The organism is Bradyrhizobium daqingense (assembly GCF_021044685.1).
GTDB classification, from domain to species: Bacteria; Pseudomonadota; Alphaproteobacteria; order Rhizobiales; family Xanthobacteraceae; genus Bradyrhizobium; species Bradyrhizobium daqingense.
Genome location: NZ_CP088014.1, coordinates 2,976,818 through 3,001,662, shown reverse-complemented (window position 1 = coordinate 3,001,662; position 24,845 = coordinate 2,976,818). Strand labels below are relative to the sequence as shown.

General features: G+C 65.7%; 21 protein-coding genes and 1 other RNA gene. 4 read left to right on the top strand and 18 right to left on the bottom strand.

Going from position 1 to position 24,845, the window contains the following annotated elements; all coding sequences use genetic code 11:
* Positions 1-78 precede the first annotated feature (78 nt).
* From murG to rsmH, 10 genes are all read right to left on the bottom strand, one after another.
* Positions 79-1,179, bottom strand: coding sequence for an undecaprenyldiphospho-muramoylpentapeptide beta-N-acetylglucosaminyltransferase (gene murG / locus LPJ38_RS14380; RefSeq protein WP_145634711.1), 1,101 nt, complete (start codon positions 1,177-1,179; stop codon positions 79-81).
* A 187-nt stretch (positions 1,180-1,366) separates the two neighbouring features.
* Positions 1,367-2,518 (bottom strand): putative lipid II flippase FtsW, encoded by a 1,152-nt coding sequence (gene ftsW / locus LPJ38_RS14375; RefSeq protein ID WP_145634717.1) that lies wholly within the window; start codon positions 2,516-2,518, stop codon positions 1,367-1,369.
* 212 nt (positions 2,519-2,730) lie between these two features.
* Complete coding sequence (locus LPJ38_RS14370; RefSeq protein ID WP_145634722.1) at positions 2,731-3,135, bottom strand: hypothetical protein; 405 nt, start codon at positions 3,133-3,135, stop codon at positions 2,731-2,733.
* 2 nt (positions 3,136-3,137) lie between these two features.
* Positions 3,138-4,538: a UDP-N-acetylmuramoyl-L-alanine--D-glutamate ligase gene (gene murD / locus LPJ38_RS14365; protein WP_145634729.1), complete on the bottom strand. Its 1,401-nt coding sequence runs from the start codon at positions 4,536-4,538 to the stop codon at positions 3,138-3,140.
* 10 nt (positions 4,539-4,548) lie between these two features.
* Positions 4,549-5,652, bottom strand: coding sequence for a phospho-N-acetylmuramoyl-pentapeptide-transferase (mraY, locus tag LPJ38_RS14360; protein ID WP_060735186.1), 1,104 nt, complete (start codon positions 5,650-5,652; stop codon positions 4,549-4,551).
* A 171-nt stretch (positions 5,653-5,823) separates the two neighbouring features.
* Positions 5,824-7,203, bottom strand: coding sequence for a UDP-N-acetylmuramoyl-tripeptide--D-alanyl-D-alanine ligase (locus tag LPJ38_RS14355; RefSeq protein ID WP_145634736.1), 1,380 nt, complete (start codon positions 7,201-7,203; stop codon positions 5,824-5,826).
* Positions 7,200-8,657 carry a UDP-N-acetylmuramoyl-L-alanyl-D-glutamate--2,6-diaminopimelate ligase gene (locus LPJ38_RS14350; RefSeq protein ID WP_145634742.1) on the bottom strand — a complete coding sequence of 486 codons (1,458 nt, stop codon included), beginning with the start codon at positions 8,655-8,657 and terminating at the stop codon, positions 7,200-7,202. The genes LPJ38_RS14355 and LPJ38_RS14350 overlap by 4 nt, the downstream gene beginning before the upstream one ends.
* Positions 8,658-8,741: 84 nt before the next feature.
* Complete coding sequence (locus LPJ38_RS14345; RefSeq protein ID WP_145634747.1) at positions 8,742-10,490, bottom strand: peptidoglycan D,D-transpeptidase FtsI family protein; 1,749 nt, start codon at positions 10,488-10,490, stop codon at positions 8,742-8,744.
* Complete coding sequence (gene ftsL / locus LPJ38_RS14340) at positions 10,487-10,879, bottom strand: cell division protein FtsL (protein ID WP_145634750.1); 393 nt, start codon at positions 10,877-10,879, stop codon at positions 10,487-10,489. Before ftsL ends, LPJ38_RS14345 begins: the two co-directional genes overlap by 4 nt.
* 3 nt (positions 10,880-10,882) lie before the next feature.
* Complete coding sequence (gene rsmH / locus LPJ38_RS14335) at positions 10,883-11,872, bottom strand: 16S rRNA (cytosine(1402)-N(4))-methyltransferase RsmH (protein WP_167520498.1); 990 nt, start codon at positions 11,870-11,872, stop codon at positions 10,883-10,885.
* A gap of 513 nt (positions 11,873-12,385) precedes the next feature.
* Here rsmH and LPJ38_RS14330 point away from each other — a divergent pair.
* Entirely contained in the window at positions 12,386-13,168 is a 783-nt protein-coding gene (locus LPJ38_RS14330; protein WP_145634756.1) for an N-acetylmuramoyl-L-alanine amidase, read from the top strand.
* A gap of 123 nt (positions 13,169-13,291) precedes the next feature.
* Here LPJ38_RS14330 and LPJ38_RS14325 read toward each other — a convergent pair whose 3' ends face one another.
* Positions 13,292-14,524, bottom strand: coding sequence for an RNA polymerase sigma factor (locus tag LPJ38_RS14325; RefSeq protein ID WP_145634759.1), 1,233 nt, complete (start codon positions 14,522-14,524; stop codon positions 13,292-13,294).
* A 22-nt stretch (positions 14,525-14,546) separates the two neighbouring features.
* Entirely contained in the window at positions 14,547-14,900 is a 354-nt protein-coding gene (locus LPJ38_RS14320) for a YciI family protein (RefSeq protein ID WP_145634762.1), read from the bottom strand.
* 149 nt (positions 14,901-15,049) lie between these two features.
* Here LPJ38_RS14320 and rnpB point away from each other — a divergent pair.
* An RNA gene (gene rnpB, locus LPJ38_RS14315) (RNase P RNA component class A) lies at positions 15,050-15,466 on the top strand.
* A 198-nt stretch (positions 15,467-15,664) separates the two neighbouring features.
* Here rnpB and LPJ38_RS14310 read toward each other — a convergent pair.
* Both LPJ38_RS14310 and LPJ38_RS14305 read right to left on the bottom strand, forming a co-directional pair.
* Positions 15,665-16,378, bottom strand: coding sequence for an alpha/beta fold hydrolase (locus LPJ38_RS14310; protein ID WP_167520499.1), 714 nt, complete (start codon positions 16,376-16,378; stop codon positions 15,665-15,667).
* Between the two features lie 66 nt (positions 16,379-16,444).
* Positions 16,445-16,900 (bottom strand): DUF983 domain-containing protein, encoded by a 456-nt coding sequence (locus LPJ38_RS14305; RefSeq protein ID WP_404437939.1) that lies wholly within the window; start codon positions 16,898-16,900, stop codon positions 16,445-16,447.
* Positions 16,901-16,948: 48 nt separating this feature from the next.
* On the opposite strand from LPJ38_RS14305, the gene LPJ38_RS14300 reads away from it, so the two are divergent.
* Positions 16,949-18,319 carry an aminotransferase-like domain-containing protein gene (locus tag LPJ38_RS14300; RefSeq protein WP_145634769.1) on the top strand — a complete coding sequence of 457 codons (1,371 nt, stop codon included), beginning with the start codon at positions 16,949-16,951 and terminating at the stop codon, positions 18,317-18,319.
* Positions 18,320-18,325: 6 nt separating this feature from the next.
* Here the strand turns inward: LPJ38_RS14300 and LPJ38_RS14295 are convergent, their stop codons facing one another.
* Positions 18,326-18,589 carry a hypothetical protein gene (locus tag LPJ38_RS14295; protein ID WP_167520501.1) on the bottom strand — a complete coding sequence of 88 codons (264 nt, stop codon included), beginning with the start codon at positions 18,587-18,589 and terminating at the stop codon, positions 18,326-18,328.
* A 230-nt stretch (positions 18,590-18,819) separates the two neighbouring features.
* Between LPJ38_RS14295 and LPJ38_RS14290 the strand changes: the two genes are divergently transcribed.
* Complete coding sequence (locus LPJ38_RS14290) at positions 18,820-19,563, top strand: sulfite exporter TauE/SafE family protein (RefSeq protein WP_145634775.1); 744 nt, start codon at positions 18,820-18,822, stop codon at positions 19,561-19,563.
* A gap of 63 nt (positions 19,564-19,626) precedes the next feature.
* Here the strand turns inward: LPJ38_RS14290 and LPJ38_RS14285 are convergent, their stop codons facing one another.
* The 3 genes from LPJ38_RS14285 to LPJ38_RS14275 all read right to left on the bottom strand — a co-directional run bounded on the left by LPJ38_RS14285 (position 19,627) and on the right by LPJ38_RS14275 (position 24,823).
* Positions 19,627-21,033, bottom strand: coding sequence for an MATE family efflux transporter (locus LPJ38_RS14285; RefSeq protein WP_145634778.1), 1,407 nt, complete (start codon positions 21,031-21,033; stop codon positions 19,627-19,629).
* A gap of 54 nt (positions 21,034-21,087) precedes the next feature.
* On the bottom strand, positions 21,088-22,887 hold the full coding sequence (locus tag LPJ38_RS14280; protein ID WP_167520502.1) for an ABC transporter ATP-binding protein: 1,800 nt from the start codon (positions 22,885-22,887) through the stop codon (positions 21,088-21,090).
* Between the two features lie 349 nt (positions 22,888-23,236).
* A complete protein-coding gene (locus LPJ38_RS14275) occupies positions 23,237-24,823 on the bottom strand; it encodes a DHA2 family efflux MFS transporter permease subunit (protein ID WP_145634787.1) in 1,587 nt (528 codons plus the stop codon).
* Positions 24,824-24,845 lie beyond the last annotated feature (22 nt).

The window sequence follows — 24,845 nt, the reverse complement described above, 5'->3', positions numbered from 1 at the left end:
ACTGCGTCGGATACTGGATGCCCCGCTTTCGCGGGGCATGACAAGGGGCTTTTTTGGCCAACCGGGCCGGAACAGGCGTCAGATTCCGGCGACTTTGACCACGAGATCGGCCAGCCGCTCGGCCGCGTCGAGCCGGCCGGCGCCGCGGGCGGCTTCGGCCATGCGGGCGAGGCGCGCCGGCTCGGCGGCGAAAGCGGAGATTTCCGAGGCGAGACGATGGGAGGTGAATTCGGTCTGCGGGATGCGGATGGCGCCGTCGACCTGGGCCAGCACGCCGGCATTGGCGAACTGGTCCTGATCGATCGAGCCGGGCAGCGGCACCAGGATCGAGGGACGGCCGATCGCGGCGAGCTCGGCGACCGTGCCGGCGCCGGAACGCGACACCACGAGATGATTGGAGGCGAGCCGCGCCGGCAAATCGGTGAAGAAGGGTGCGAGCTCGACCTTGATCTTGAGCTTGTCGTAGACCGCGCGCACGCGGCTCATGTCCTCCTCGCGCACCTGCTGGGTCAGGACGAGGCGGCTCCATAGTGCAGGCTCGAGCCGCTCGATCGCGCCCGGCACTATGTCGGCCATGATGCGCGCGCCCTGGCTGCCGCCGACGACGAGCAGCCGCAGCGGACCATTCGCTTCAGGGGCTGCATATTTTACCGCGGCCGCCGCGAGGATCGCCGGCCGCATCGGCGTGCCCACAGTCGTGGTCTTGGCCGACAACGCGGGATCGCGGTCGAGCACGCCGGGCAAGGACGTCGCGATGGCGCGGACGCGGCTCGACAGGAACCGGTTGGCACGGCCGAGCACGGCGTTGGCGTCGTGGATGATCCCGGGCACGCCGGCGAATTTCGCCGCGACCAGCGGCGGCAGCGTCGGATAGCCGCCGAAGCCGACGACAGCGACAGGCTTCAACCGCTTGATCAGGCGAAAGGCCGAGAGCGTACCGAGGGCGAGCGTGAGGCCGGCATAGGCGAGCTGGAACGGATTGCGGCCGCGCGCGGTCTCGCTCGAGACGACGTCGATCATGTCCTTGGTGAACAGCCCGCTATAGCGCAGCGCGCGCTCGTCGGTGACGAGGCGAACGCGATAGCCGCGCCGGATCAATTCAACGCCGAGCGCTTCGGCCGGAAACAGATGGCCGCCGGTGCCGCCCGCGGCGAGAAGAATCAGGGGGGACGTGTCCATGATGTGGGGTTCTACAGGGACTTTCTGGGCATTGCGAGCCGGCTCCGCGGTGCGTGCCCCGGTGCGCAGCGCAGCGCGCTGTCCTTCACAGCGTGGTACGCTGCTGAACCGGGGCCCATGATTTGCGGCATTCTGGGTCCCGGCTCTGCGCTCCGCTTCGCTGCGCTTGTCCGGGACACGAGACCTGTCACGCGTAACTCCGCATCGCCTCGGCGCGGCCGCTCGCCTCGACCTCGGTGCGCGGGCGCAGCCGCGTCAGGGCCAGCATCATGCCGACGCCATAGGCCAGCGACACGATCGATGAGCCGCCATAGGAGATGAACGGCAGCGTCATGCCCTTGGCGGGAATGAGCTGGAGGTTGACCGACATGTTGATCGCCGCCTGCACGCCGAACAGGATCGCGAGGCCGGAGGCGGCGAAGCGCGAGAACATGTCCTCATTGGCATAGGCGCGCGACAGCGTGCGCATCACGACGAAGGTGAACAGCGCCAGCATGGCCAGGCACAGGATGATGCCGAACTCTTCGGCCGCGACCGCGAACACGAAGTCGGTATGGCTGTCCGGCAGGCTGCGTTTTGCAATCCCCTCCCCGGGCCCAAGGCCGAACCAGCCACCATTGTAGAAGGCTTCCATGGCGGTATCGACCTGGAACGTGTCGCCGGAGGCCGGGTTCATGAAACGCTTGATACGGCCTGCGACGTGCGGAACGAACAGGTAAGCGCTGAACAGGCCGGCCGCGCCGAGACCTGCGAGACCGAACACCCAGATCATGCGCATGCCCGCAATGAAGAACAGCGAGCCCCACACCATCAGGATCAGCATGGTCTGGCCGAAGTCGGGCTCCATCACCAGCAGCGCGACCAGCATCAGGAGCAGCGCCAGCGCCATCGAGGTCGCCGGCATCTCCGGCCGCTTGGTCGATTCCGCGAACAGCCAGGCGGCGATGACGACGAAGGACGGCTTTGCGATTTCGGAGGCCTGGATGTTGACGCCGAGCAGCGTGATCCAGCGCCGCGAGCCCTTCACCTCCGGGCCGACGGCAAGGGTCAGCACGATCAGGATGATGCTGGCCGCGAAGATGATCAGGGCCGAGCGGCGGATCGCGCGGGGCGACAGGAAGGACACTCCGAGCAGCACCAGGCAGGACGGCAGGAGGAACATCACGTGGCGGCTGAAGAAATGGAAGGGATCAAGCCCGATCCGGGTCGCAACCGGCGGGCTCGCCGCCAACGACAGGATCACCCCGGTCAGCATCAGAGCCAAAATGGCGCCCATCAGCGGCTTGTCGACGGTCCACCACCACTCGGAAAAGGGGGTGCGTTCTTCACGGGAGAGCATGGGCGGCCGCTTTCGGACAGAGATAGTCCATTGGTCGCCGAGGTTGGTTACCGCAGGGTTAAGGGAATTGATGAAGTTGTGGAGAGTGCCGGTGCCCCAGACGCAGCGCAGCGCTCGTGCGGTGCGCTGCAGAGCCGGGGGCCCAGCGACTTCTGGGTCCCAGCTCTGCGGAGCGTCACTTCGTGCCGCGCCGCGTCCGGGACACGACAACCCTAGTCGTAGCTGATCGTGACGTCCCCAGCGCGCTGATCACGCTTATAGATCTGGGCTGTCCCGGGAATGAACCCGATCTTGACGGCCTGCTCGCTACTCCAGGCAACGAGAACATCCTGGTGCCCGCGCACGCTGAGAAAGGTTGGCTCTTTGTCGGAAGAGAATGCTCGTCCGCGTCTGACGATGCCGGCCTGCGTTCTGTCGGGCACCGTCGCACCACATTCCTTCCATACCACGACGACTGAGTTGCTTCCGTTCGGGGATGCAAACCAACTCTGCCGAACGATACGGCACGCGGCGAAACCGTTCATGACGTCAAAAATGGCAGCGAGGAAGACGAGACCCGCAACAAGGGCAACGGCAAACACGACGGCGACTAACCCGATCCAGCGTCGCCGCGACATGCTCACACCACCGGCTTCACGCCCGGCAGCGCCTGAACCAGCTCGCGGAACTTGGTGCCGCGGATTTCGAAGTTGCGGTACTGGTCGAAGGAGGCGCAGGCCGGCGACAGCAGCACGACGGCGTCGGTGAGGCCTGCGGCTTCCGCATCGTGCGCGGCGTGCTCGACGGCGACATCCAGCGTCTGGCTGATCTCGTGCGCCACCCGCGTGCCCAGCGTGCCCGAAAACTCCTGCGCGGCTTCGCCGATCAGATAGGCTTTTCGAATGCGCGGAAAGAAGCCGGCAAGGCCAGTTATTCCGCCGGCCTTCGGCTTGCCGCCGGCGATCCAGAAGATGTCCGAGAAGGACGACAGCGCGTGCGCGGTAGCATCTGCGTTGGTGCCCTTGGAATCGTTGACGAACAGCACGTTGCCGCGGCGGCCGACCTGCTCCATGCGGTGCGCAAGGCCGGGAAAGCTGCGCAGGCCATTCTGCAGCACATCCGGGCTGATGCCCATCGCCAGCGCGGCAGCGGATGCCGCCGCCGCGTTCTGCGCGTTGTGCAGGCCGCGCAGCGAGCCGATGCCGGCCAGCGCCGCGATCTCGCTTCGTGCCCCGCCCGAGGCGCGGACGATATCGCCATGCTCGACATAGATCCCGCTCGCGAGCGGATTCTTGACCGAGATGCGTTCTACGTTCTTTCCGGCACGATCGAGCCGGTCGGCGATGTCGCGGCAAAAACCGTCGTCGACGCCGACGATCGCGGTGCCGCCTGCTTGCACGCCAGCGACGAGACGCTCCTTCACCGCAGCGTAGTGCGCGATGGTGCCGTGACGGTCGATGTGATCTTCGCTGACGTTGAGCAATATGCCGACGGAGGGATCGAGCGAGGGGGCGAGGTCGATCTGGTAGGACGACATCTCGATGACGTGGACGCGGCCCATGCGCGGCGGCTCCAGCGACAGGATCGCGGTGCCGATATTGCCGCCCATCTGGGTGTCGTAGCCGGCGACCTTCGTCAGGTGCGCGATCAGGGCCGTCGTGGTCGACTTGCCGTTGGTGCCGGTGATGGCGACGAATGGCGCATCCGGTGCGTGGCGGCGCCGCTCGCGACAGAACAGCTCGATATCGCCGATCACTTCGACCCCCGCTTCGCGCGCCTTCAGCACGCTCCAATGTGGCATTGGATGGGTCAGCGGCACGCCGGGCGCGAGCACCAGCGCGGCGAAATTCGTCCAGGTGAGGTTGCGCAAATCCGCGGTGATGAAACCGGCCTGCGCGGCCTTGGTGACGTTCTCGGCATTATCGTCGGCCGCGATCACCTCGGCGCCACCGGCCTTGAGCGCATGGCAAGAGGCGAGCCCCGAGCCGCCGAGGCCGAACACCGCGACGGTCTTGCCGGCGAAGGATGTGACGGGGATCATCGCCGTACCATCACCGCAGCTTCAGCGTCGACAGGCCGGCGAGCGCCAGCATCACCGAGATGATCCAGAACCGGATCACGATCTGCGGCTCGGTCCAGCCGAGCTGCTCGAAATGGTGATGGATCGGCGCCATGCGGAAGATGCGCTTGCCCGTGAGCTTGAACGACACCACCTGCACGATGACGGAGACCGCCTCCAGCACGAACAGGCCGCCGATGACCGCGAGCACGATCTCGTGCTTCACCGCGACTGCGATAGCGCCGAGCATGCCGCCAAGCGCGAGCGAGCCGGTATCGCCCATGAAGATCGAGGCCGGCGGCGCGTTGAACCAGAGGAAGCCGAGGCCGGCGCCCAGAAGCGCGCCGCAGAGCACCGCGAGTTCGCCGGTGCCGGCGACATATTTGATCTGGAGATATTCGGCGAAGACCGCGTTGCCGGCGAGGTAGGCGATCATCGCAAAGCTCGCGGTGGCGATCATCACCGGCACGATGGCGAGGCCGTCGAGACCATCGGTGAGGTTCACCGCATTGCCGGCACCGACGATGACGAAGGCGCCAAAGACGACGAAGAACCAGCCGAAATGCAGCACCGTGTCCTTCAGGAACGGAACCGTCAGCGCGGTCGAGGCAGGATCACGGTTCAGCCGCACCAAGGCGTAGCAGGCGACCAGCGCGATCACCGCCTCGATCAGCAGGCGAAGCTTGCTGCCGAACCCGGTCGTGGTCTGCTTGGTCACCTTGAGATAGTCGTCGTAGAAGCCGACGAAGCCGAAGCCCAGCGTCACCGCCAGCACGATCCAGACATAGGGGTTGAGCGGGTTGGCCCACAGCACGGTCCCGACGGTGAGTCCGGACAGGATCATCAAGCCGCCCATGGTGGGCGTGCCCTTCTTGGCGAGGTGCGATTGCGGACCGTCGGTGCGGATCGGCTGGCCCTTGCCCTGACGGATGCGCAGATGATCGATGATCCACGGCCCGAATAGGAACACGAACAGCGCGCCGGTGACGACGGCGCCGCCGGTGCGGAAGGTGATGTAGCGGAAGACGTTCAGGAAGGTGCGAAACGCACCGAAGCCCGGAATTGTGTTGGAAAGCTCGATCAGCCAGTAAAACATTCAGACGGTCCTATGGCGCCTTCGTACACGCGGCCTCGGCTTTACTCCCAGGCTCGACATGTCTCACGCGCATTCGCTGGTCTTCATCATCGGGTCGGATACGACCTCGGGGAAACAGACGGCTTCGTGCCGCAAAGGGTTAGGATTCGGGAACAGCGCCTTCCAAGCAGTTTACGCCTTTGCCTGCAAGGCGGCCACCAGACCCGGCACAAACTTGTTGACCCAGAACATCTTCTTGCTGCCCTTGACAACCACGACGTCGCCTGCCTTCAGCAGGCTCGCAACCTCGCTCGGCTGCAGCGTGGCGGGATCGTCGTGCCAGCCCAGGCCCTTGCCCGGCGGCAGTATGTCGACGAGGTGGCGCATCAAGGGTCCGACGCAATAGACTCCGTCGATACCGTCGAGATGCTTGGCGAGGGCGGTGTGGTAGCTTGGTGCGTCAGCACCCAGCTCCAGCATGTCACCGAGCACCGCAATGCGCCGGCCGCCGGTCATGTTGCGCGCCTGCAGGCTTTGCAGTGCGGCAGCGACGCTGGCCGGATTGCCGTTGAAACTGTCGTCGACCACGGTGACGCCGCCCACCGCCTGCTCGACGCCGCGGCCGGTCATGATACCGACGCGATCGAGCTTGATCGCGAGCGTCGCCGCATCGAGGTTCGCCGCGCGGATCGCGGCGAGCGCAGCCAGCGCATTCTGCACGCGGTGCGGCGCGCCGGGCGTCAGGCTGAAGGCGATCTCCTTCTTGCCGATCATGGCCACGACCTGCCAGCTCTCGCCATGCGGCGCATGCGCGACCTCGTGCACCTCGGCATGCTCGCCGAAGCGCACCACCTTGCCCTTCCATTCCGACGCCTTGATCCCGGCGGGCAGCACCAGCACGCCGTCCTCGGGCAGGCCGAGCGCGATCGACACCTTCTCGCGCCTGATGGCTTCGAGCGAGCCGAGCTTCTCCAGATGCACCGGCTGGACGTTGACGACCAGCGCGACCGTCGGCTGCGTCAGCTCGCTGAGCCGCGCGATCTCGCCTTTCTGGCTCATGCCCATCTCGACGACCCAGAGGCTGGCGTCAGGCCGGGCATTGCACAGCGTCAGCGGCACGCCCCAGAAATTGTTGAAGCTCGACGGGCTGGCATAGGCGTTGGGATAAGCCGCCAGAAACTCCTTGGTGCTGGTCTTGCCGGCGCTGCCGGTCAGCCCGATCACCGGACCGCGGAAGCGCGCGCGTGCGGCGCGCGCGAGACCCCAGAGGCCATCGATCAGCGTGTCCTTCACGACGATCTGGGGAATGCGGATGCCTGCGATCTCGTGTGGCACGATCATCGCGACCGCGCCTGAAGCTTCCGCCTTGTCCGCGAACTCCCAGCCGTCGCGCGCGCTGGCAAAGGCCGAGACGAAGCCGCCGCTCGGCGTGCCGCTCAGCGCGACGAACAGGCTGCCCGGCTTCACCAGACGGCTGTCCTGGGTGATGAAATCGATTGCCGTCTCCGGGAATGATCCGTCCACCCCCAGCGCGCGCGCGACCTCGGCAACCGTCCAAATCGGCGCGCTCATGCAACCCTCGATGTTAGTGCGGCGGCGACCGCCTCGTGATCACTGAAGGGCAGCGTCTGGCCGCCGACGATCTGCCCGGTCTCGTGGCCCTTGCCGGCGATGAGCAGCGCGTCGCCCTCCTGCAAATCCTCGATCGCCGCGCGGATCGCGGCGGCGCGGTCGCCGATCTCGCGGGCGCCCTTGGCTGTGGCGAGGATCGCGGCACGGATCGCTTCCGGCTTCTCGCTGCGCGGATTGTCGTCGGTGACGATGATTCCGTCGGCGTTCTCGGCCGCGATCTCGCCCATGATCGGCCGCTTGCCGGCATCGCGATCGCCGCCGGCGCCGAACACGACGACCAGCCTGCGCTTGGCATAGGGACGCAGCGCCTGCAGCGCCTTCGCCAACGCATCGGGCTTGTGCGCATAGTCGACGAAGATGGGCGCGCCGTTGCGCTCACCGACGCGCTCGAGCCGGCCCTTGGCGCCTTCGAGATGTTCGAGGCACGCAAACACATCGGCCGCGTCGCTGCCGGTGCCGATGGCAAGGCCGGCCGACACCAGCGCGTTCTCGATCTGGAACTCGCCGACCAGCGGCAGCCCGACGGAATAGCGCTTACCGCGATGCTCCAGCGCGAGCAGTTGCGAAAAGCCCTCGACACTGGCATCCGCGAGCCGGATGCCCTCGCCTGCTCCGTCGCCACTGCGGCCGACCGCCATCACGCGCAGGCCGCGCGCCTTCGCTGCGTCGACGGCTTCCGCCGAGCAATCATGATCGGCCGAGATCACCGCGGCGCCGCCGGGGGCGACCAGTTCGCGGAACAGACGGAGCTTCGCCGCGAGGTAATGCGCGACGGTCGGATGATAGTCCATGTGGTCGCGCGAGAGATTGGTGAAGCCGCCGGCCGAGACCCGCACGCCGTCGAGGCGATATTGGTCGAGCCCGTGCGAGGACGCCTCGAAGGCGAGATGCGTGACGCCCTCGCGGGCGATCTCGTCGATCTGCCGGTGCAGCGCGATCGGATCGGGCGTCGTCAGCGAGCCGTAGACGGTGCGCTTGGGCGAGACGAGGCCGATGGTGCCGATGCTGGCGGAGGCATGTCCCTGCCGCTCCCAGATCTGGCGCGTGAAGGCCGCGACCGAGGTCTTGCCGCTGGTGCCGGTCACGGCAGTGATGGTCGCGGGCTGCGCCGGAAAGAATCTTGCCGCGGCCAGCGCCAGCGCGCGGCGCGGATTGGCTACCGTGACGAACGGCACCTTGATGCCATCAGGCGCATGGTCGCCGACGACAGCCACCGCGCCTGCGGCGACGGCCGCATCGATGAAACGTGCGCCGTCGGTCTTGCTGCCCGCAAGCGCGAAGAAGAGGTCGCCCGGCCTGACCTGGCGGCTGTCGAGCGCAAGGCCGGTCACATCGAGCGCCGCCGCGGCGGGCTCGATTGCGGCATCATTGCCTAGGAGGTCGCGCAGCTTCATGGTATTCCAGTCGACATGCCGCGCCTGACGACCGAGGCTTCGGAAAAGCCCCGACTCACTGGCGACAACGGCCCACCCGGTTGATTACTGGGTTGTCCTGGATGCTGCAAGAATAAGGCGGTCCGCAGGCGGCAGGTCGAACCGCGGCTCGATGCCCAGCACCGGCGCGATTCGCTCGATCACCTTGGCGGCCGTCGGCACCGCGTTCCAGCCCGAGGTGATGAAACCCTTCGTCTCTGGGATGGCCTGGGGTTCGTCCAGCATGATCAGGACGTGATATTTCGGATCATCGCAGGGCAGGATGGCGGTGAAGGAGTTGAGCACGCGCTTCTTGACGTAGCGGCCGTTGAAGACCTTCTCGGACGTGCCGGTCTTGCCGCCGACGTAATAGCCCTTGATGTCGGCGGTCTTGGCGGTTCCGATTTCGGCATTGAGCCGCATCAGATACCGCATCTTGTCGCTGGTGTCCGTCTTGATCACGCGTTTGGCCAGCGCGGCCGCTTCGGCTTCGCTGCGCTTCATGAAGGTCGGCGGAATTAGATAGCCGCCGTTCACCAGCGCGTTGATGCCCATCACCGCCTGCAGTGGTGCCACCGAGAGACCTTGGCCGAACGCGGCGGTGACCGTGTTCAGCTCGCTCCAGCGCCGCGGCAGCAGCGGCGCTGCGCTCTCCGGCAACTCCGTGCGCAGGCGCGTCATCTGGCCCATCTTGGCGAGAAACGCCTTATGCGCCTCGACGCCCTGGTTGAGCGCGATCCGTGCCGCGCCGATGTTGGACGAGTAGGTGAACACTTCCTTGGTGTTGATGAAGCGCCCGAGCGGATGGCTGTCGTGGATGGTGAACTTGCCGTAGTGCAGGTTCCCGCGTGCGTCCCACATCGAGTTCAGATTGATCTTGCCGGAATCGAGTCCCATCGCCAGCGTGAACGCCTTGAAGGTCGAGCCCATCTCGTAGACACCAGTGGTCAGGCGGTTGATGCGATCGGGGTCGTGCGCTTCCTTCGGATTGTTGGGATCGAAGTCGGGCAGCGAGACCATCGCCACGATCTCCCCGGTCTTGACGTTGGAGACGATGCCGGAGGCGGCCTTGGCGTGGTACTTGTCCTTCGCCTTCAATAGTTCGTCGCGCAGCGCGTGCTCGACGCGCAGATCGACCGCGAGCTCGATCGGCTTTTGCAGCCTGTCCGTGGCAAAGCCGGCGCGATGGAGATCGGCGAGGCCCTGGTTGTCGAGCCACTTTTCCAGGCCGGCAATGCCCTGGTTGTCGATGTTGACGAGGCCGATCAAGTGGGCAACCTCGTTGCCGGTCGGATAGACGCGCTTGTTCTCGCGCAGGAATCCGATGCCGGGAATGCCGAGCTTGTGGACGGCCTGCTGCTGCGCCGGCGTGACCTCGCGCTTGAGCCAGACGAAGCCCTTGCGCGTCTTCAGGCGCTCACGCACCTCGGCCTCGTCGAGGTCGGGGATGGTCGCCGTCAGAAGCTCGATCGCCTCGTCCTTGTCGATGATGCGCCGCGGCTCGCCGAACAGGCTCGACGCCTTGACGTCGGTGGCGAGGATCGCGCCGTTGCGGTCGACGATGTCGGGCCGCGCGGTCGCAACCACCTCCTGCGCCGCAGCGCGGCGGGCACCATGCGCGTCGGCGCCGATCGCGAACATCACGAGGCGGCCGCCGATCAGGGCGTAGACCGAGGCGAAGGCGAGCATCGCAAGGCCGACGCGCGCGCGCGCCTTCGCGGCGCGATCGACGTTGCGCCCGTAGAGCAGGCTGCGGATCAACCGCCGCCGCCAGGGCTCGGTCGGTGCGGGCTTGGCCGGAACGACGGCGGTCATTGATTGTCCTCCGGCTGAGGCACGGAGCCCGTGACGCTATCGGGATCGCTCGCGGCTTCGATGGTCTTGAGCATGGCTCCGATCGGGTCGGGCTCGCCGGGCCTGAACATCCGCGGCGGACGCTCCGGCAGGTTCTTCAGCGAGTCATACTGCGTGCCGTTGATCGGCTTGAGCGACAGATGCCGGTCGGACAGTCCTTGCAGGCGATGTGGCGCATCGAGCTTGGCCCATTCGGCGCGCAGCGAGGCGATCGCATCGCGCTGCTCGCGGATCTCTGCACGCAGCCGCAGCACCTTCTCGGTGCGCGCGGTGGAGTCCATCTTGATGCGGTAGACATGGGCGGCTGCGAAGATCAGCGCGCCGATGACGAGGAGGTGGATGAAGCGCATGCGCTAGCCACCTCTCATGACGTCGGAGAGCTTCGGCCAGGACGATTCTTCGTCATCCTCATGCGCCGGCGCCGTGGTGCGCTCGGCGGCGCGCAGCTTTGCGGAGCGCGCACGCGGGTTATGCGCGACCTCGTCCTCACCGGCCACGACCGGCCGCCGCGTCAGCAACTGGAAGCTCGGCGCGATCTGCGCGACTTCCGGCAGATGCCGCGAACCGCCGCCGGTCCTGGACCGCGCGCCGAGGAAATTCTTGACGATGCGGTCTTCCAGCGAATGGAACGAGACCACGACCAAGCGGCCGCCGGGCCTGAGCACACGTTCGGCCGCGGCGAGCGCGGTCTGAAGTTCTTCCAGCTCCTCGTTGACGAAGATGCGCAGCGCCTGAAACGTCCGCGTTGCCGGGTGGATGTCGCCGGGCTTGGATCGCACCACCCGGCCGACGAGGTCGGCGAGCGCGCGCGTGGTCGTGAACGGCGTCTCCTGCCGGTCCGCGACGATGGCGCGGGCGATGCGGCGTGAATGCCGCTCTTCGCCCAAGAGATAGATGATGTCGGCGAGGTCGCCTTCGGAGGCGCGCGCGACGACGTCCGCCGCGGTCGGGCCTGTCTGCCCCATCCGCATGTCCAGCGGACCGTCGAGACGGAAGGAGAAGCCGCGGCCGGCCTGGTCGAGCTGCATCGAGGACACGCCGACATCCATCACGACGCCATCGACCCCATCGACGCCCTGTGCCGCGCAGATGTCGGCGAGGTTGGAGAAGCAGTCCTCGACCAGCGTCAGCCTGCCGTCGGAGCGTTCGACCAGCTCGGCACCGCCGGTGATCGCGGTGCGGTCGCGGTCAATGGCAATAATCCGGGTTCCCGGCACCTCGAGGATGGCGCGGCTATAGCCGCCGGCACCGAAGGTGGCGTCGACGTAGATCCCGCCCGCGCGCGGAGCGAGATGATCGACAGCCTCGCGGCCGAGAACGGGAATGTGCGGAGCCGAGTTCATGCGCCAAGCCTGCCTGACGCCGGCCGTGCCGGATCGCGGACGAACAAGCCCATCACGCCTCGAATGATTCCGCGTCGCGGCGGTTCCACGACAAAGCCCTCGTCCAGCATGGTTACCAAGCCCGGTCGCCCCGGGCCGCAAACCCAGTGTTCCCAGTGGAATTTGTCGGGCAGCCATGGGATTTCGAGCCAAAATACGCTTTGGCCGCCTCCGGATGCGGGTCGGCACTTCATCTCTCAGTAACGGCGCTTAGCGTTAAGAAAGCGTTGATCGGCTCGCGACAAGTCGAAAAGGTATCGGTGTGGTGATGCGTCATCCACACACATGGCCAAAATGCACACGTTAACCGCGCCGTGCGATTGCGTACGGCGGGGGGTAAAGGAATAGTAAAGAGAAGGGCTTGGCCCACTCTTCGTCCTTCTCGAGCTGTTCATGTCGTCCGGTTCGTCCACGCCGTCTGGATCTGATTCGAAGCGTCAACGCGTTCTCCCGGTTCCCAAGGCCGCGGCGAACATGCGGACGTTCGACCCGGATTCCTCGATCGTCTCCGATATCATCCCTTCGCCCAATTATGGCGAGCGCAACAAGGGACGGCAGCCCGACATGATCGTGCTGCACTACACGGGCATGCCCGATGTCGAGGGCGCACTGGCACGGCTGTGCACCGCCGGAACCGAGGTGTCGGCGCATTACGTCGTGCTGGAGGACGGCCGCATCGTGCAATGCGTGCCCGAGGCCAAGCGCGCCTGGCACGCCGGGGTCTCCTCCTGGGCCGGCGAGGACGACATCAATTCCTGCTCGATCGGCATCGAGATCATCAATCGCGGCCACGACTGGGGTTATCCGGAGTATCCGCTGCGCCAGATCGCCGCCGTGATCGCGCTGTGCCGCGGCATCATGCTCCGCCGCAAGGTCCCGACGCACCGGGTGCTCGGCCATTCCGACGTCTCGCCCGCGCGCAAGAAGGATCCCGGCGAGAAGTTTCCGTGGCATTCGCTGGCCAATTCCGGCGTCGGACACTGGGTCACGCCTGCGCCGGTGGTGCGCGGGGAGAGCCTGATGCTCGGCACCATCAGCGACGCGGTGCTGAGCATGCAGCAGGCCCTCGCCCGCTACGGCTATGGCGTGCCCCTGAACGGCAAATATGACGCTGCGACCATGGAAGTCGTCACCGCCTTCCAGCGCCATTTCCGCCCTGCGCGGCTGGACGGCGTCGCCGACCATTCGACGCTGTCGACATTGCAGGCGTTGCTGGCGAGCCTGCCGCAAGAGACGACGGAGGTCGCGTCGAAGTGACAGACGACTTCGAAAATTTGGCCACTTGCTCCGTCATGCCCGGGCTTGACCCGGGCATCCACGCCTTTGTATCCGCTCACGAAGAACGTGGATGGCCGGGACAAGCCCGGCCATGACGGCAACTCAATCCATCTCCCTCACCCGCCGCGCATATAGCCGCCGCAACGGCTCCAGCTGTGTCGCTTCCGTCGCGGCGCGATACGCCTCGCGCGCTTCCTTCTTCCGCCCGAGCCGCCGCAACAGATCCGCGCGCACCGCTGGCATCAGCTCATAACCGTCGAGCCCGCCGCGCGCGGTGATCGCATCGACAAGAGCGAGTGCGCGCGAAGGTCCGTCGACCATCGACACCGCTGCGGCATGGTTCAGTTCGACTACCGGCGAAGGACTGATGCGCAGTAGCACTCCGTAGAGCCCCGCAATCTGCGGCCAATCCGTCTCCGCAAAGCTTGTCGCGCGGGCATGCAGCGCCGCGATCGCGGCCTGCACGGCATAGGGCTGCGGCCGGCCCGGCAGGCATAGCGCATCCTCTACCAATCTCAGGCCATCCTCGATCTGCGCGCGGTCCCACAGCGAGTGGTCCTGCTCTTCGAGCAGCACGATATCGCCGCCCGGCGTCTGCCGCCCCGCGCGACGCGCATCGTGCAGCAGCATCAAGGCCAGCAGGCCCTTGATGCCGGCGCGATCGGGCATCAATCGGTCCAGCAGGCGGCCGAGCCTGATGGCCTCGACGGCGAGATCGGGCCGCATCAGGTCCGTTCCGGACGTCGCGACATAGCCCTCGGTGAACACGAGATAGACCACGGCGAGCACGCCGTCGAGCCGCTGCGCCAGGCCGGCGCGCTCCGGCACCTCATAGGGAATGCCGGCGAGGCGGATCTTCTGCTTGGCGCGGACGAGGCGCTGCGCCATCGCCTCCTCACTGACGAGAAAGGCGCGGGCGACCTGCGCCGTCGACAGCCCGCAGACGGTGCGCAGCGTCAGCGCGACCTGGACCTCGGCCGCGAACGCCGGATGGCAGCAGGTGAAGATCAGCCTGAGCATGTCGTCGTCGAGCGTGGCCGGCGGCTCGTCCGGCGCCTGCGCATTCAGCTCGAGCTCGTGCACCAGCGCCTGCTGCTTGCTGCGAAAGACAGCCTGGCGGCGAATGCGGTCGATCACCTTATTGCGCGCGACATTGACCAGCCAGGCGCGCGGATTGTCGGGGACCTCGCACGCCGGCCAGCGCTCCAGCGCGACGGCAAAGGCATCCTGGAGCGCATCCTCGGCGAGATCGAAATCGCCAACGAGGCGGATCAGCGTGGCAAGCGCACGCCCCGCCTCGTCGCGGAAGATCTTGTCGATCTCGGAAGGCGTCATGCGCCGACGCGCGGCTCGGCCGTCACTTGTCGTACACCCAGATCGGCCGCACCTCGATTGAGCCGATCCGCGCGCTGGGAATCCGCGCGGCGATCTCGATCGCGGCGTTCAGATCCTTGGCTTCGATCAGATAGTAGCCGCCGAGCTGCTCGCGCGTCTCCGCAAACGGACCGTCGGTCGTCAGCGTCTTGCCATCGCGCACGCGCACGGTCGTCGCGGTCGTGGTCGGCTGCAAGCGGTCGCCGGCCTTGAAATTGCCGTTCTGGATGATGCCTTGCGTGAAGGTTTGATACTCGGCCAGCATCTTCTGGGTGGTCGCCGCGTCGTTCTTCGCGTACTCGACCTCGTTCTGGTAGATCATCAGCAGATATTGCATTGCTTCACTCCTGTTGCTCGGCACCGTCGCCGACATCCAGTCGAACGAGGCACGCGCCAAACGACATCTTCAGGATAAATTATTTGGAGGCAGTGCGCGCGGCGATACCGGCTTGACGAACCCGTCACAAATGCTCCATGCGTTATCAGTCAGTCGGCCGGACGGCCGCTCCGGCAGGGGCCGAAAGGCCGCCGGGGAGGAAAGTCCGGGCTCCCTTGACATGCGGTGCCGGATAACGTCCGGCGGGGGTGACCCCAGGGAAAGTGCCACAGAGAACGAACCGCTCCCTCCACGGAGGAAGTAAGGGTGAAAAGGTGCGGTAAGAGCGCACCGCGGGTCCGGCAACGGAGCCGGCATGGCAAACCCCACCGGGAGCAAAACCGAATAGGGACGGCGTAGCGGGCTGTTCGCGAAAGCGATAACGCCGCGGGGCGATGTCAGGCCCGCCGTCCGGGTAGGTTGCTCGAGGCCATGTGCAAACATGACCCCAGAGGAATGGCCGTCACGCATCGTTCGCGCAAGCGGACGGTGCCCTACAGAACCCGGCTTACAGGCCGGCTGATATCTTGCGACGAGGGGCTCGATGCTGACGCATCGGGCCCCTCACCATTTTGGCCGCTGTCACTCCTGGGCCGGCGCCGCCATTCAAATGGTGTCATTCCGGGGCTCGCGAAGCGAGAGCCCGGAATCCATCGGGCGGCAGGAAGGGTGGAGAAATGGATTCCGGGTTCGTGCTGCGCACGCCCCGGAATGACGGCCGCAAGTTACGCTACGATCTTTGCCAACACCGCCATCAGCGCCTCCGGCGCCGTCACGTTCGGCGCGTGGCTGGCATCGAGCTCGACATAGCGCCAACCATCCTCGGTCTTCGTCCGCTGCGCGAACTGCCCGAACACGTCAGCCGGCGGGATGCGGGTGCAATAGATGTAACTGCGCGGCACTGTCGCCTCGCCATGCGCGAGCTTCAAGCGCGTCTCGAAGCATTTGATCGGCATCGGGACGCGGCGCGCATTGAGCCAGTCGAGATCGGCCTGCGGCGTATCTGGCGGCGGCGGGTTCGGCGGGATGCGATAGCCGTCGCCGGCGGCGGCTGCCTTGCGCATCGGCTCGCGGCCGCCCTCGTTGAGATCGAACAGCGATTGGCCCTCACGCGGCACGAAGGCGTCGAGATAAATCAGCTGCGTCACGCGCTCACGCGCGCGGTCGGCGACGCCGGTCGCGACCATGCCGCCATAGCTGTGGCCGAGCAGAACGATGTCGCTCAAATCCTCGAAGGCGATGACGTTGAGGATGTCCTGGATATGCATCTCGAGATCGATCGACGGGCTTGCCAGATGCGCGCGCTCGCCGAGGCCCGTATAGGTCGGCGCCACCAGGCGGTGGCCGGCCTGCGCCATCAGCGGATGCATCTTCTTCCAGGCCCATCCGCCGGACCATGCGCCATGACAGAGTAGGAAGGTCTTCGCGCGTGGGGCCATCGGCGTTTCCATCGTTCTTGTTTCTACGATGGAGTGTAGCGGCCGAGTGCGGGATGTAAACTTCGCTTAAGCCGCGCGCGTGTCCGCCTTCACCAGCGCCGGCGCGAGTTCATCGGCTTCGCGCCGCAGCTTGCTCGGCTCGAAACCATGCATGCCGAGCTGCCATTGCAGCCCGACGATGGCGCCCTTGGTCGGTTGCAGCAATGCGAGCGAGGCGAACAGCGTCACCGGCAGCCACACCGCGAGTTGCAGCCACTCCGGCGGCGCGTAGGCGGTCTCGATCGCGAGGATCGCCGGCACCACGAGATGGCCGACCACGACCATCACGAGATAGGCCGGAAAGTCGTCCGCGCGCTGGTGGAAAAGTTCCTCGCCGCAATGCTCGCAAGTATCGGCCACTTTCAGGAAGCGGCCGAACATGTGCCCTTCCCCGCAATTCGGGCACTTGCCGCAAAAACCGCGCCACATCGCCTTTGCCAGAGAGACCGCCATGACCACACCTCTTCCTTTCCGACGATCCATACAATAATATCTTGCATCCATACATTCAAAGGATATGGGCCTAATTGCATGGATTGGACCCCTACAATCTCGGAGCTCTCGGGCCCGCGGTACCAGCGCATTGTCGAGGCCATGGAGGCCGACATCGCCGCCGGCCGGCTGGTGCGCGGCCAGCAATTGCCGACGCAACGTGCGCTCGCAAAGGCGCTCGGCATCGACCTCACCACGGTGACGCGCGCCTACACCGAAGCCCGGCGCCGCGGCATCATGGAGGCCCGGGTCGGACAGGGCTCGTTCGTGTCGGAGACCAGCGCGCGCCGCGCGGTGGACTTGCCCCATCCAGTCGCGATCGATCTTTCGATGAACGTGCCGCCGCATCCGCTGGAGGCGCAGCTCGACGAACGCATCATCGCAGGCATGGAAGCCATCCGCGCGCAATCGGGCCTGACGGCGCATCTCAACTACCAGCCGCCCGGCGGCAGCGCGCATGAGCGCGAGGTGGCGGCGCGCTGGATGCGTGCACTCGTGCCGCATGCGCATGCCGACAGGCTCGTGATCTATCCGGGCGCGCAGACCATCCTGTTCAACCTGCTCGCGCACCTTGCGCGGCCTGGCGACGTTGTGCTGACGGAGGCCCTCACCTTCCCCGGCATCAAGGCTGCCGCCGCACGGCTCGGCATCAACCTCGTCGGCGTCGCCATGGACGACGGCGGCATCCTGCCCGATGCGCTGGCGTCGGCTTGCCGCGCGCACCAGCCGAAGGCCGTCTATCTCATTCCGACGCTGCACAATCCGACCACGGCAACATTGTCCACGGCACGGCGTGAGGCGATCGCGAAGATCATCAGCGACGCCGATACGACTCTGATCGAGGACGATGCCTATGGGCTGTTCGACCGCTCGGCAACGCCGATCGCGAGCCTCATCCCGGAGCGGACTTATCTCGCAACCACGCTGTCGAAATGTATCGCGCCGGCCTTGCGCGTCGCCTATCTGCTGGCGCCCGACAACGATGCACAGCAGACGATGCGCAGCCATTTGCAGGCGACGGTGCAGATGCCGGCGCCGCTGATGGTCGCGCTGGTGACGCATTGGATCGAGACCGGCATCGCCGATCGCATCATCACCGCCATCCGGAGCGAGGCAGTCGGCCGCCAGCAGTTGGCGCAACGCGCATTAAAGGGATTTCAGTTCCTGGCCAAGCCTGCAGCCCATCATTTGTGGCTGCGCTTGCCCGAGGGCCGTCCGGACGTCGTAGCGCATCTGCTGCGGAACGGGCTGGCGGTGGTTGCCGGCGATGCCTTCTCTGTGGACGGTACACCACCGCATGCGGCGCGGGTATCGCTGGGTGCGGCGCGCAACCGATCGGAATTGACGGAGGCGCTGCGCATCCTGGTCGGCGCCATGCACAAGCCGGTCGACGCCAGACAGATCGTTTAAGGAATTCTATCGATGACGGCGATGGCGCGAGCGAACGACAGGTGCAGCAGGTGACGGATAGCCCTGCGATGCATAGGCATCACGCGGACTACTCTGCTCACCCAGCGCGGCGCGGGCCGCAGGCGTGAGCTGGCCGCCATTCAGCACGTCACGATCGGGATGGGCGGCTTGATAGGCCGCGGGCTCCGAAAACTGCGCCTGCGCCATTGTCGGCATCAAGGCCGCACCCGACAACAGCGCGACCGCAACGGCTATGTTCGTGCGGGTCATGGTCATTCTCCATTGTCTCATTCGGGACTGGCCGGTTGAAGCGCATGGTGGCGTCGGGCAGGCCCCCTGGGATTGAAGTACGATCGTCATGTAGGCGTGTCTTTCGCAAAAGCCCGACATCGCAGATCACGCTTGCGTGGGGCACGGATTGACCTGCACGGCAGCAAGCGTGCTATGCGGGCGATGGCGATCAACTGTTCGGGATCGCCCGTCGCGACAAGGACAATTGTTTGGAAACGCTCACCTATGCACTGCTGCTGCTCGGCGCCTTGGCCGGGGGCTTCGTGTCGGGGCTGGCCGGATTCGGCACGGCGCTGATGGCGCTCGGCATCTGGCTCTACGTCCTGCCGCCTTCGCTCGCGGTGCCCCTGGTGCTGATCTGCTCGGTGATCGCGCAGACCTCGACGCTGCCCTCGATGTGGAAGAGCTTCGACCTGTCGCTGGTGTGGCCGTTCCTGATCGGCGGACTGATCGGCGTTCCCCTGGGCACCATGATGATCGCCTCGGCCGATCCTAAAGTGTTCAAGCTGAGCGTCGGCGTGTTGATCCTGATCTTTTCGAGCGCGCTGTATCTGAACAAGCGGCCGCTCGCGATCAAGTTCGGCGGCCGGATCGCCGACGGTGCGATCGGCTTTGCCGGCGGCATTCTCGGCGGCCTCGCCGGATTGTCCGGGCCGCTGCCGATCCTGTGGGCCAACATCCGCGGCTGGAACAAGCACGAGCGCCGCGGCATCTTTCAGCTCTTCAATTTCACCGTGCTCGCCACCGCGCTGGTGCTGCAGACCGCATCGGGGCTGGTCGAGTTAAAAGTGATCTGGCTCGCGCTGATCGCCTTTCCCGGCACGCTGATCGGTGCATGGGCAGGCGCGAGAGTGTACCATGCCCTGAACGACAAGCATTTCGGCGATGTCGTGCTCGGCCTGTTGTTCGTGTCGGGCGTGACGCTCGTCTGGAACAGCGTCGGCGCGCTTTAGCTCGGCTCCTCTTCGTCAGCGCCATCCCCCCGACCGAAGCCGGGGGAGATGGACAAGCTGTCGCTATGCAGGCTGGCGGACGAGAGGCGCAGCGGGTTCGGGGCGCTCCGGCTCCGAGACCCTCCCCTGCGGCGACATTGTAAGGCGCTTCCTGAACTCGCGGCGCAGCAACCACAGGCTCAGGGCGGCTTGGAGCCCGACCGTCGCAATCGACAAATACCAGACATGCTCCATCCGGAAGCCCGGCCGGGTCGAGAGCCAGATCGACGGCAGGGAATAGGTGAGGACCCGCACCGCCGAGGTCCACAACACCGGCTTGGTGTTGCCAAGCCCCTGAAACATGCTGGAGCACGTGAAGATCAGCCCCTGCACCAGCATGTTGAGCGAGACGATGCGCAGAAAGAGCGAGGCAACCGCCATCGTCTCCTGATCCTGAGCGAAGCCGGCAAGCAACAGACCCGGCACCAGTTGCGCGGGGACCAGGAACACGATCATCACGGCGGTCGCGATCAGCGCCGCCTTGACGAAGGTTTCCCGCACGCGCGCGCCATTGCCGGCGCCGAAATTCTGGCCGGCGATGGGTCCCGCAGCCAGGGCGATGGCAAGCGCCGGCATCTGGATCAGGCCGAGCAGGCGCGTTCCGATGCCGAATCCTGCCTGCGCCGCCGGGCCGAAAACGCCCAGCACGTAAAAGCCAACGCCCATGATGATGAAGACCATCACGAACTCGCCGCCGGCGGGCAGGCCGACATTGAGGATCCGCTTCCACTGCGAAAGCCGCGGCCGCCATTGCGCGGGATGGAAGGCGACATAACGCTCCAGCTTGAGGAAATAGGCGAACAGCATCAGCACGCCGATGAAGACCGCCAGCGAGCTTGCAAGGCCTGCTCCGGCAACGCCGAGAGCGTAGCCCGTGCCCCAGCCCGCGATCAGCACCGGCGCAAGCGCGATATTGATGATCACGGAAAGTGCCTGAACCAGCATGCTCGGCTTCACGATGCCGGTGGCCCGCAACGCCGACGCCATCACCTGCGTGGCAAATTGCAACGCCAGCGCCGGCATGAACCAGAGCAGATAAATGGTGCCGGCCTCGACCGTGGCGTCGTCGGCCGCGACCGCACGCATGTAGGGGCGCGACAATGCAAGGCCTGCAACCAAGGTCAGCAACCCGAACAGCACCGACAGCGCGATCGCCTGGTTAAAGATCAGATTGGCGTCCGCCCGATCCTTGCGCCCCACGGCATGCGCGATCAGCGCTACCGTGCCGACGCCGAGCACCTGCATCAGGGCGTTGACGAGAAAGCCGGCGTTGCCGGCCGCGGCGACACCGGCGACCGCCGCGTCGCCCAATCCCGACACGAAATAGAGATCGACCAGTTGGCAGATCATGATCGTGATCATCCCGACCATGATCGGCGGTGCCATGGCCAGGATGTGTCTCACGATGGAGCCGTTCGTCAGATCTTTCATGTCAGTCCATCCTTGGCGACCCGGCTTCGGGCAATTTGCCCGCCGCCGCGCGCCTTACTCCGCCGCTGCGATATGCCCGAGCTCCACCACCTGGCGCTCGAACAGACCGCGATAGATGCCCCCTCGCTTGCCCGCGAGCATGGCATGCGTGCCCTGCTCGACGATCTCGCCGCGATCGAACACCAGGATGCGATCGAGGCTCCGTACCGTCGACAGGCGGTGCGCGATCACGATCGAGGTGCGGCCCTTCATCAGCCGCTCCATCGCCTGCTGGATCAGCGCCTCCGATTCCGAATCGAGGCTCGAGGTCGCCTCGTCCAGGATCAGCACCGGTGCATCCGCCAGGAAGGCGCGCGCCAGCGCGACGCGCTGCCGCTCGCCGCCGGACAGCTTCACGCCGCGTTCGCCGACCAGCGTGCCGTAGCCCTTCGGCAGGCGCAGGATGAAGTCATGCGCATTGGCGAGCCGCGCCGCTTGCTCGATCGACTCGAGGCTGGCGCCCGGCCGGCCATAGGCGATGTTCTCGGCGAGCGAGCGGTGGAACAGGATCGGCTCCTGCTGCACGATCGCGATCTGGCTGCGCAGCGAGTGCTGCGTCGCCAGTGCGATATCCTGCCCGTCGATCAGCACGTGGCCACCGGTGACGTCGTAAAGCCGCTGCACCAGCTTGACGAAGGTCGTCTTGCCGGAGCCCGAGCGGCCGACGAGGCCGACCCGCTCGCCGGCGCGGATCGTCAGCGACAGCCTGTCATAGAGCGGCGCGCGATGGCCGCCATAGTGGAACGTGACGTCGTCGAACACGATCTCGCCGCCCTCGATGGCGATCGGCCGCGCATCGGGCGCATCCGCAATCCCGATTGGCTCGTCATGGATCGCCACCAATTCATCCATGTCGTTGACCGAACGCTGGAGGTTGTTGATGTGCATGCCGACGTCGCGCAAATAGGCGTGGATGACGTAATAGCTCGTCAGCACATAGGTGACGTCGCCGGGCGAGGCGTGCCCCGACATCCACAGCAGCACCGAGCCGCCGATCACCGACGCGCGCAGGCACAGCAGCAAGGACAGCTGCGACATCGCCGTGTAATTGTAGCGATACCAGGTCCGCCGCACGCGCACGCGCCAGCGGTTGATGACGCGGGCGAGCCGCGCGTCCTCGCGCGCCTCCGCGCCGAACGACTTCACCACGGCATTGCAGGTCAATGCATCCGCCAGCGTGCCGCCGACCTTGGTGTCCCAGGCATTGGAGATTCGTGCCGCTGGCGCGATGTAGCGCGTCGAGAGCACCGCCGTGATGGTGACGTAGACGATCGCCCCGACCGCGATCACGAGGCCAAGCGACGCCCAGTGCACGCCGAGCAGGATCATCGAGCCGACCAGCACCAGCAGCGACGGCGCCAGCGCCATCAGGATGGTGTCGTTGAGCAGGTCGAGCGCCCACATGCCGCGGGTGATCTTGCGCACCGTGGAGCCGGCGAACGAGTTCGCATGCCAATCGGTCGAGAAGCGCTGCACGCGCGTGAACGCGTCCTGCGCGACGTCGGACATGATCTTCAGCGTGAACGGTACGATGGCCTGAAGGCCGATCAGCCGCAGCACCATCGAGGCCGCGCCCAGCGCCACGATGGCGCCGAACGCCACCAGCGCCGCGTGGCGCGCATCGGGATCGGAAGGTCCGCGCGTCAGCGCGTCGACCAGATGGCCCGAGAATACCGGCATGAACAGGTCGGCGATGGTCGCACCCAACAGGCCGCCGGCCACGACGAGGCCGCGCCCCGGTTGCTTCAGCCAGTGCCGGAAGACGAAGGGCAGCACCACGCGAATCGCGGCTGGCTTTTTTGACAGAGCGGTCATGACATCATCCGGCCGCACGCGCGGGCCGGCTCCATCGATGGGCGCAGGTCGGCCGCGAAGGCCGAGACGGCGTCACTTAAAACTGACTTTGACTTGGGAAGCTGAGCGATCGGGGCGCTGGGTCGAAACCCTGGCCCAATCGAAACTGGCGGAAGAGGCCTCTAGCAGGCCGCGTACATACCGAGCCAGAACGTGATCGAGGTCACCATCGAGCGCGGGCGTACGATCTGCGAATGCGACGAAATCATGCAAATCTCTCCCCGGTTCGAATGAATGAGGTGCGCTTTATAGATGTGCCGTTTGCGATTTGCAACGGGCCTCACGCGAGATCACGAACGAGTGTTGCAAATTAGTGCGCGTCGCCGCCGGCGCCGAACGGCGAAGGCGGCTTCTTCAATAGCGCGACCAGCAGGCTGAGGCCGAGATAGAACACCGCCATCATGAAGAAGGCATCGCCGAAGCTCATCACCACGGCCTGGCGGTGCACCAGCTGCGAGAGTTGCTTCATCGCCATCAGCGTGGAGTCACCCAGTCCCTGGAACTTCTGCATGAACATGGTCAGGGTTTCGGTCGCGGTGGCATTGCCCCAGGTCACGCGCTCCTGGAGCCGGGTGATGTGCAGGTCGGTGCGGTCATTGAGCATGGTGTTGATGACGGCGAGCCCGACCGCGCCGCCGAGATTGCGCGTCAGGTTGAACAAGCCCGAGGCGTTCTTCACTTTTTCAGGTGCCAGCGTGCCCAGCGCGATGTTGTTGGTTGGCACCATCGCGAACATCATGCCGATGCCGCGCAGGATTTGCGGCACCAGCAGCTCGTAGAAATCGTAGTCGCGCGTGATCCATGTCATCTGGTAGGAGCCGATCGCGAACACGATGAGGCCGAATGCGATCATGTAGCGCATGTCGACCTTCGCCATCAGGCGGCCGACCAGCGGCGCGACCAGGAACATGGTGATGCCCGAGACGAACATGGTCTCGCCGATCATCAGCGCGCTGTAGCCGCGCACTTCAGCGAGATAGCGGGGATAGATGTAGGTCAGGCCGTAGAGGCCGATGCCGATGCAGAACTGCAGCGTGCAGCCGATCGCGAAATTGCGGTTGGAGAAGGTCCGCAGATTGACGATCGGCTCGGCGGCGGTGAAGACGCGCCAGAAGAAGGCGATCGCGGAGATCGCGCAGATCCAGGCGCAGACCGCCACGGAGGTGTCCTGCATCCATTCATATTGCGGGCCTTCCTCAAGCACATATTCCAGCGTGCCGAGGAAGCTGGCCATGAACAGGAGGCCCCACCAGTCGAAGCGTTCGAGCAGCTCGAAATGCGGCTCGTCGAAATCGACCAGCGCCAGCACGCCCAAGGTGATGCCGATGCCGGGCAGCACGTTGATGAAGAACAACCAGTGCCACGACATCACATCGGTGATGTAACCGCCGACCGTCGGCCCGATGGTCGGCGCCAGCGTTGCGACGAGACCGATGATGGGCCCGACGATGTGGAATTTGCTGCGCGGGAACACGGTATAGGCCGAAGCGAACACCGTCGGGATCATGCCGGCGCCGAGAAACCCTTGGAGCGCGCGCCAGAGGATCATCTCCTCGATGGTGGAAGCAAAGCCGCAGAGCAGGCTCGCAGCGGTGAAGCCAGCGGCCGAGATCGCGAACAGCAGCCGCGTGCCGAAGGCGCGCGACAGGAATCCCGAGAGCGGGATCGCGATCACTTCTGCGATCAGATAGGCGGTCTGGACCCAGGAGACTTCACTCGAGCTCGCCGATAATCCGGCCTGGATGTCGCTAAGGGACGCCGAGACGATCTGGATGTCCAGGATCGACATGAACATCCCGAATACCATGATGATGAACGCGAACAGCCGCTTCGGCGCGATCCGCTCCGAAGCAGGATCCGCCATCATGGCAGGTGAAGCGGTGGTGGCGTCGGCCATCGTCCGACCTCGCAGTGCTCGG

Coding starts and splice junctions, on each gene's coding strand:
- LPJ38_RS14355 (WP_145634736.1), bottom strand. CDS start 7,203: ATGAGCGCGCCGATTTGGACGGTTGCCGAGGTCGCGCGCGCGCTGGGG.
- LPJ38_RS14325 (WP_145634759.1), bottom strand. CDS start 14,524: ATGACGCCTTCCGAGATCGACAAGATCTTCCGCGACGAGGCGGGGCGT.
- mraY (WP_060735186.1), bottom strand. CDS start 5,652: ATGTTTTACTGGCTGATCGAGCTTTCCAACACAATTCCGGGCTTCGGT.
- LPJ38_RS14305 (WP_404437939.1), bottom strand. CDS start 16,900: ATGGATCGTCGGAAAGGAAGAGGTGTGGTCATGGCGGTCTCTCTGGCA.
- LPJ38_RS14280 (WP_167520502.1), bottom strand. CDS start 22,887: ATGACCGCTCTGTCAAAAAAGCCAGCCGCGATTCGCGTGGTGCTGCCC.
- LPJ38_RS14370 (WP_145634722.1), bottom strand. CDS start 3,135: ATGTCGCGGCGACGCTGGATCGGGTTAGTCGCCGTCGTGTTTGCCGTT.
- LPJ38_RS14300 (WP_145634769.1), top strand. CDS start 16,949: ATGGATTGGACCCCTACAATCTCGGAGCTCTCGGGCCCGCGGTACCAG.
- LPJ38_RS14275 (WP_145634787.1), bottom strand. CDS start 24,823: ATGGCCGACGCCACCACCGCTTCACCTGCCATGATGGCGGATCCTGCT.
- LPJ38_RS14285 (WP_145634778.1), bottom strand. CDS start 21,033: ATGAAAGATCTGACGAACGGCTCCATCGTGAGACACATCCTGGCCATG.
- murG (WP_145634711.1), bottom strand. CDS start 1,179: ATGGACACGTCCCCCCTGATTCTTCTCGCCGCGGGCGGCACCGGCGGC.
- rsmH (WP_167520498.1), bottom strand. CDS start 11,872: ATGAACTCGGCTCCGCACATTCCCGTTCTCGGCCGCGAGGCTGTCGAT.
- LPJ38_RS14345 (WP_145634747.1), bottom strand. CDS start 10,490: ATGACCGCCGTCGTTCCGGCCAAGCCCGCACCGACCGAGCCCTGGCGG.
- ftsW (WP_145634717.1), bottom strand. CDS start 2,518: ATGCTCTCCCGTGAAGAACGCACCCCCTTTTCCGAGTGGTGGTGGACC.
- ftsL (WP_145634750.1), bottom strand. CDS start 10,879: ATGCGCTTCATCCACCTCCTCGTCATCGGCGCGCTGATCTTCGCAGCC.
- LPJ38_RS14295 (WP_167520501.1), bottom strand. CDS start 18,589: ATGACCCGCACGAACATAGCCGTTGCGGTCGCGCTGTTGTCGGGTGCG.
- murD (WP_145634729.1), bottom strand. CDS start 4,538: ATGATCCCCGTCACATCCTTCGCCGGCAAGACCGTCGCGGTGTTCGGC.
- LPJ38_RS14350 (WP_145634742.1), bottom strand. CDS start 8,657: ATGAAGCTGCGCGACCTCCTAGGCAATGATGCCGCAATCGAGCCCGCC.
- LPJ38_RS14330 (WP_145634756.1), top strand. CDS start 12,386: ATGCGGACGTTCGACCCGGATTCCTCGATCGTCTCCGATATCATCCCT.
- LPJ38_RS14310 (WP_167520499.1), bottom strand. CDS start 16,378: ATGGCCCCACGCGCGAAGACCTTCCTACTCTGTCATGGCGCATGGTCC.
- LPJ38_RS14320 (WP_145634762.1), bottom strand. CDS start 14,900: ATGCAATATCTGCTGATGATCTACCAGAACGAGGTCGAGTACGCGAAG.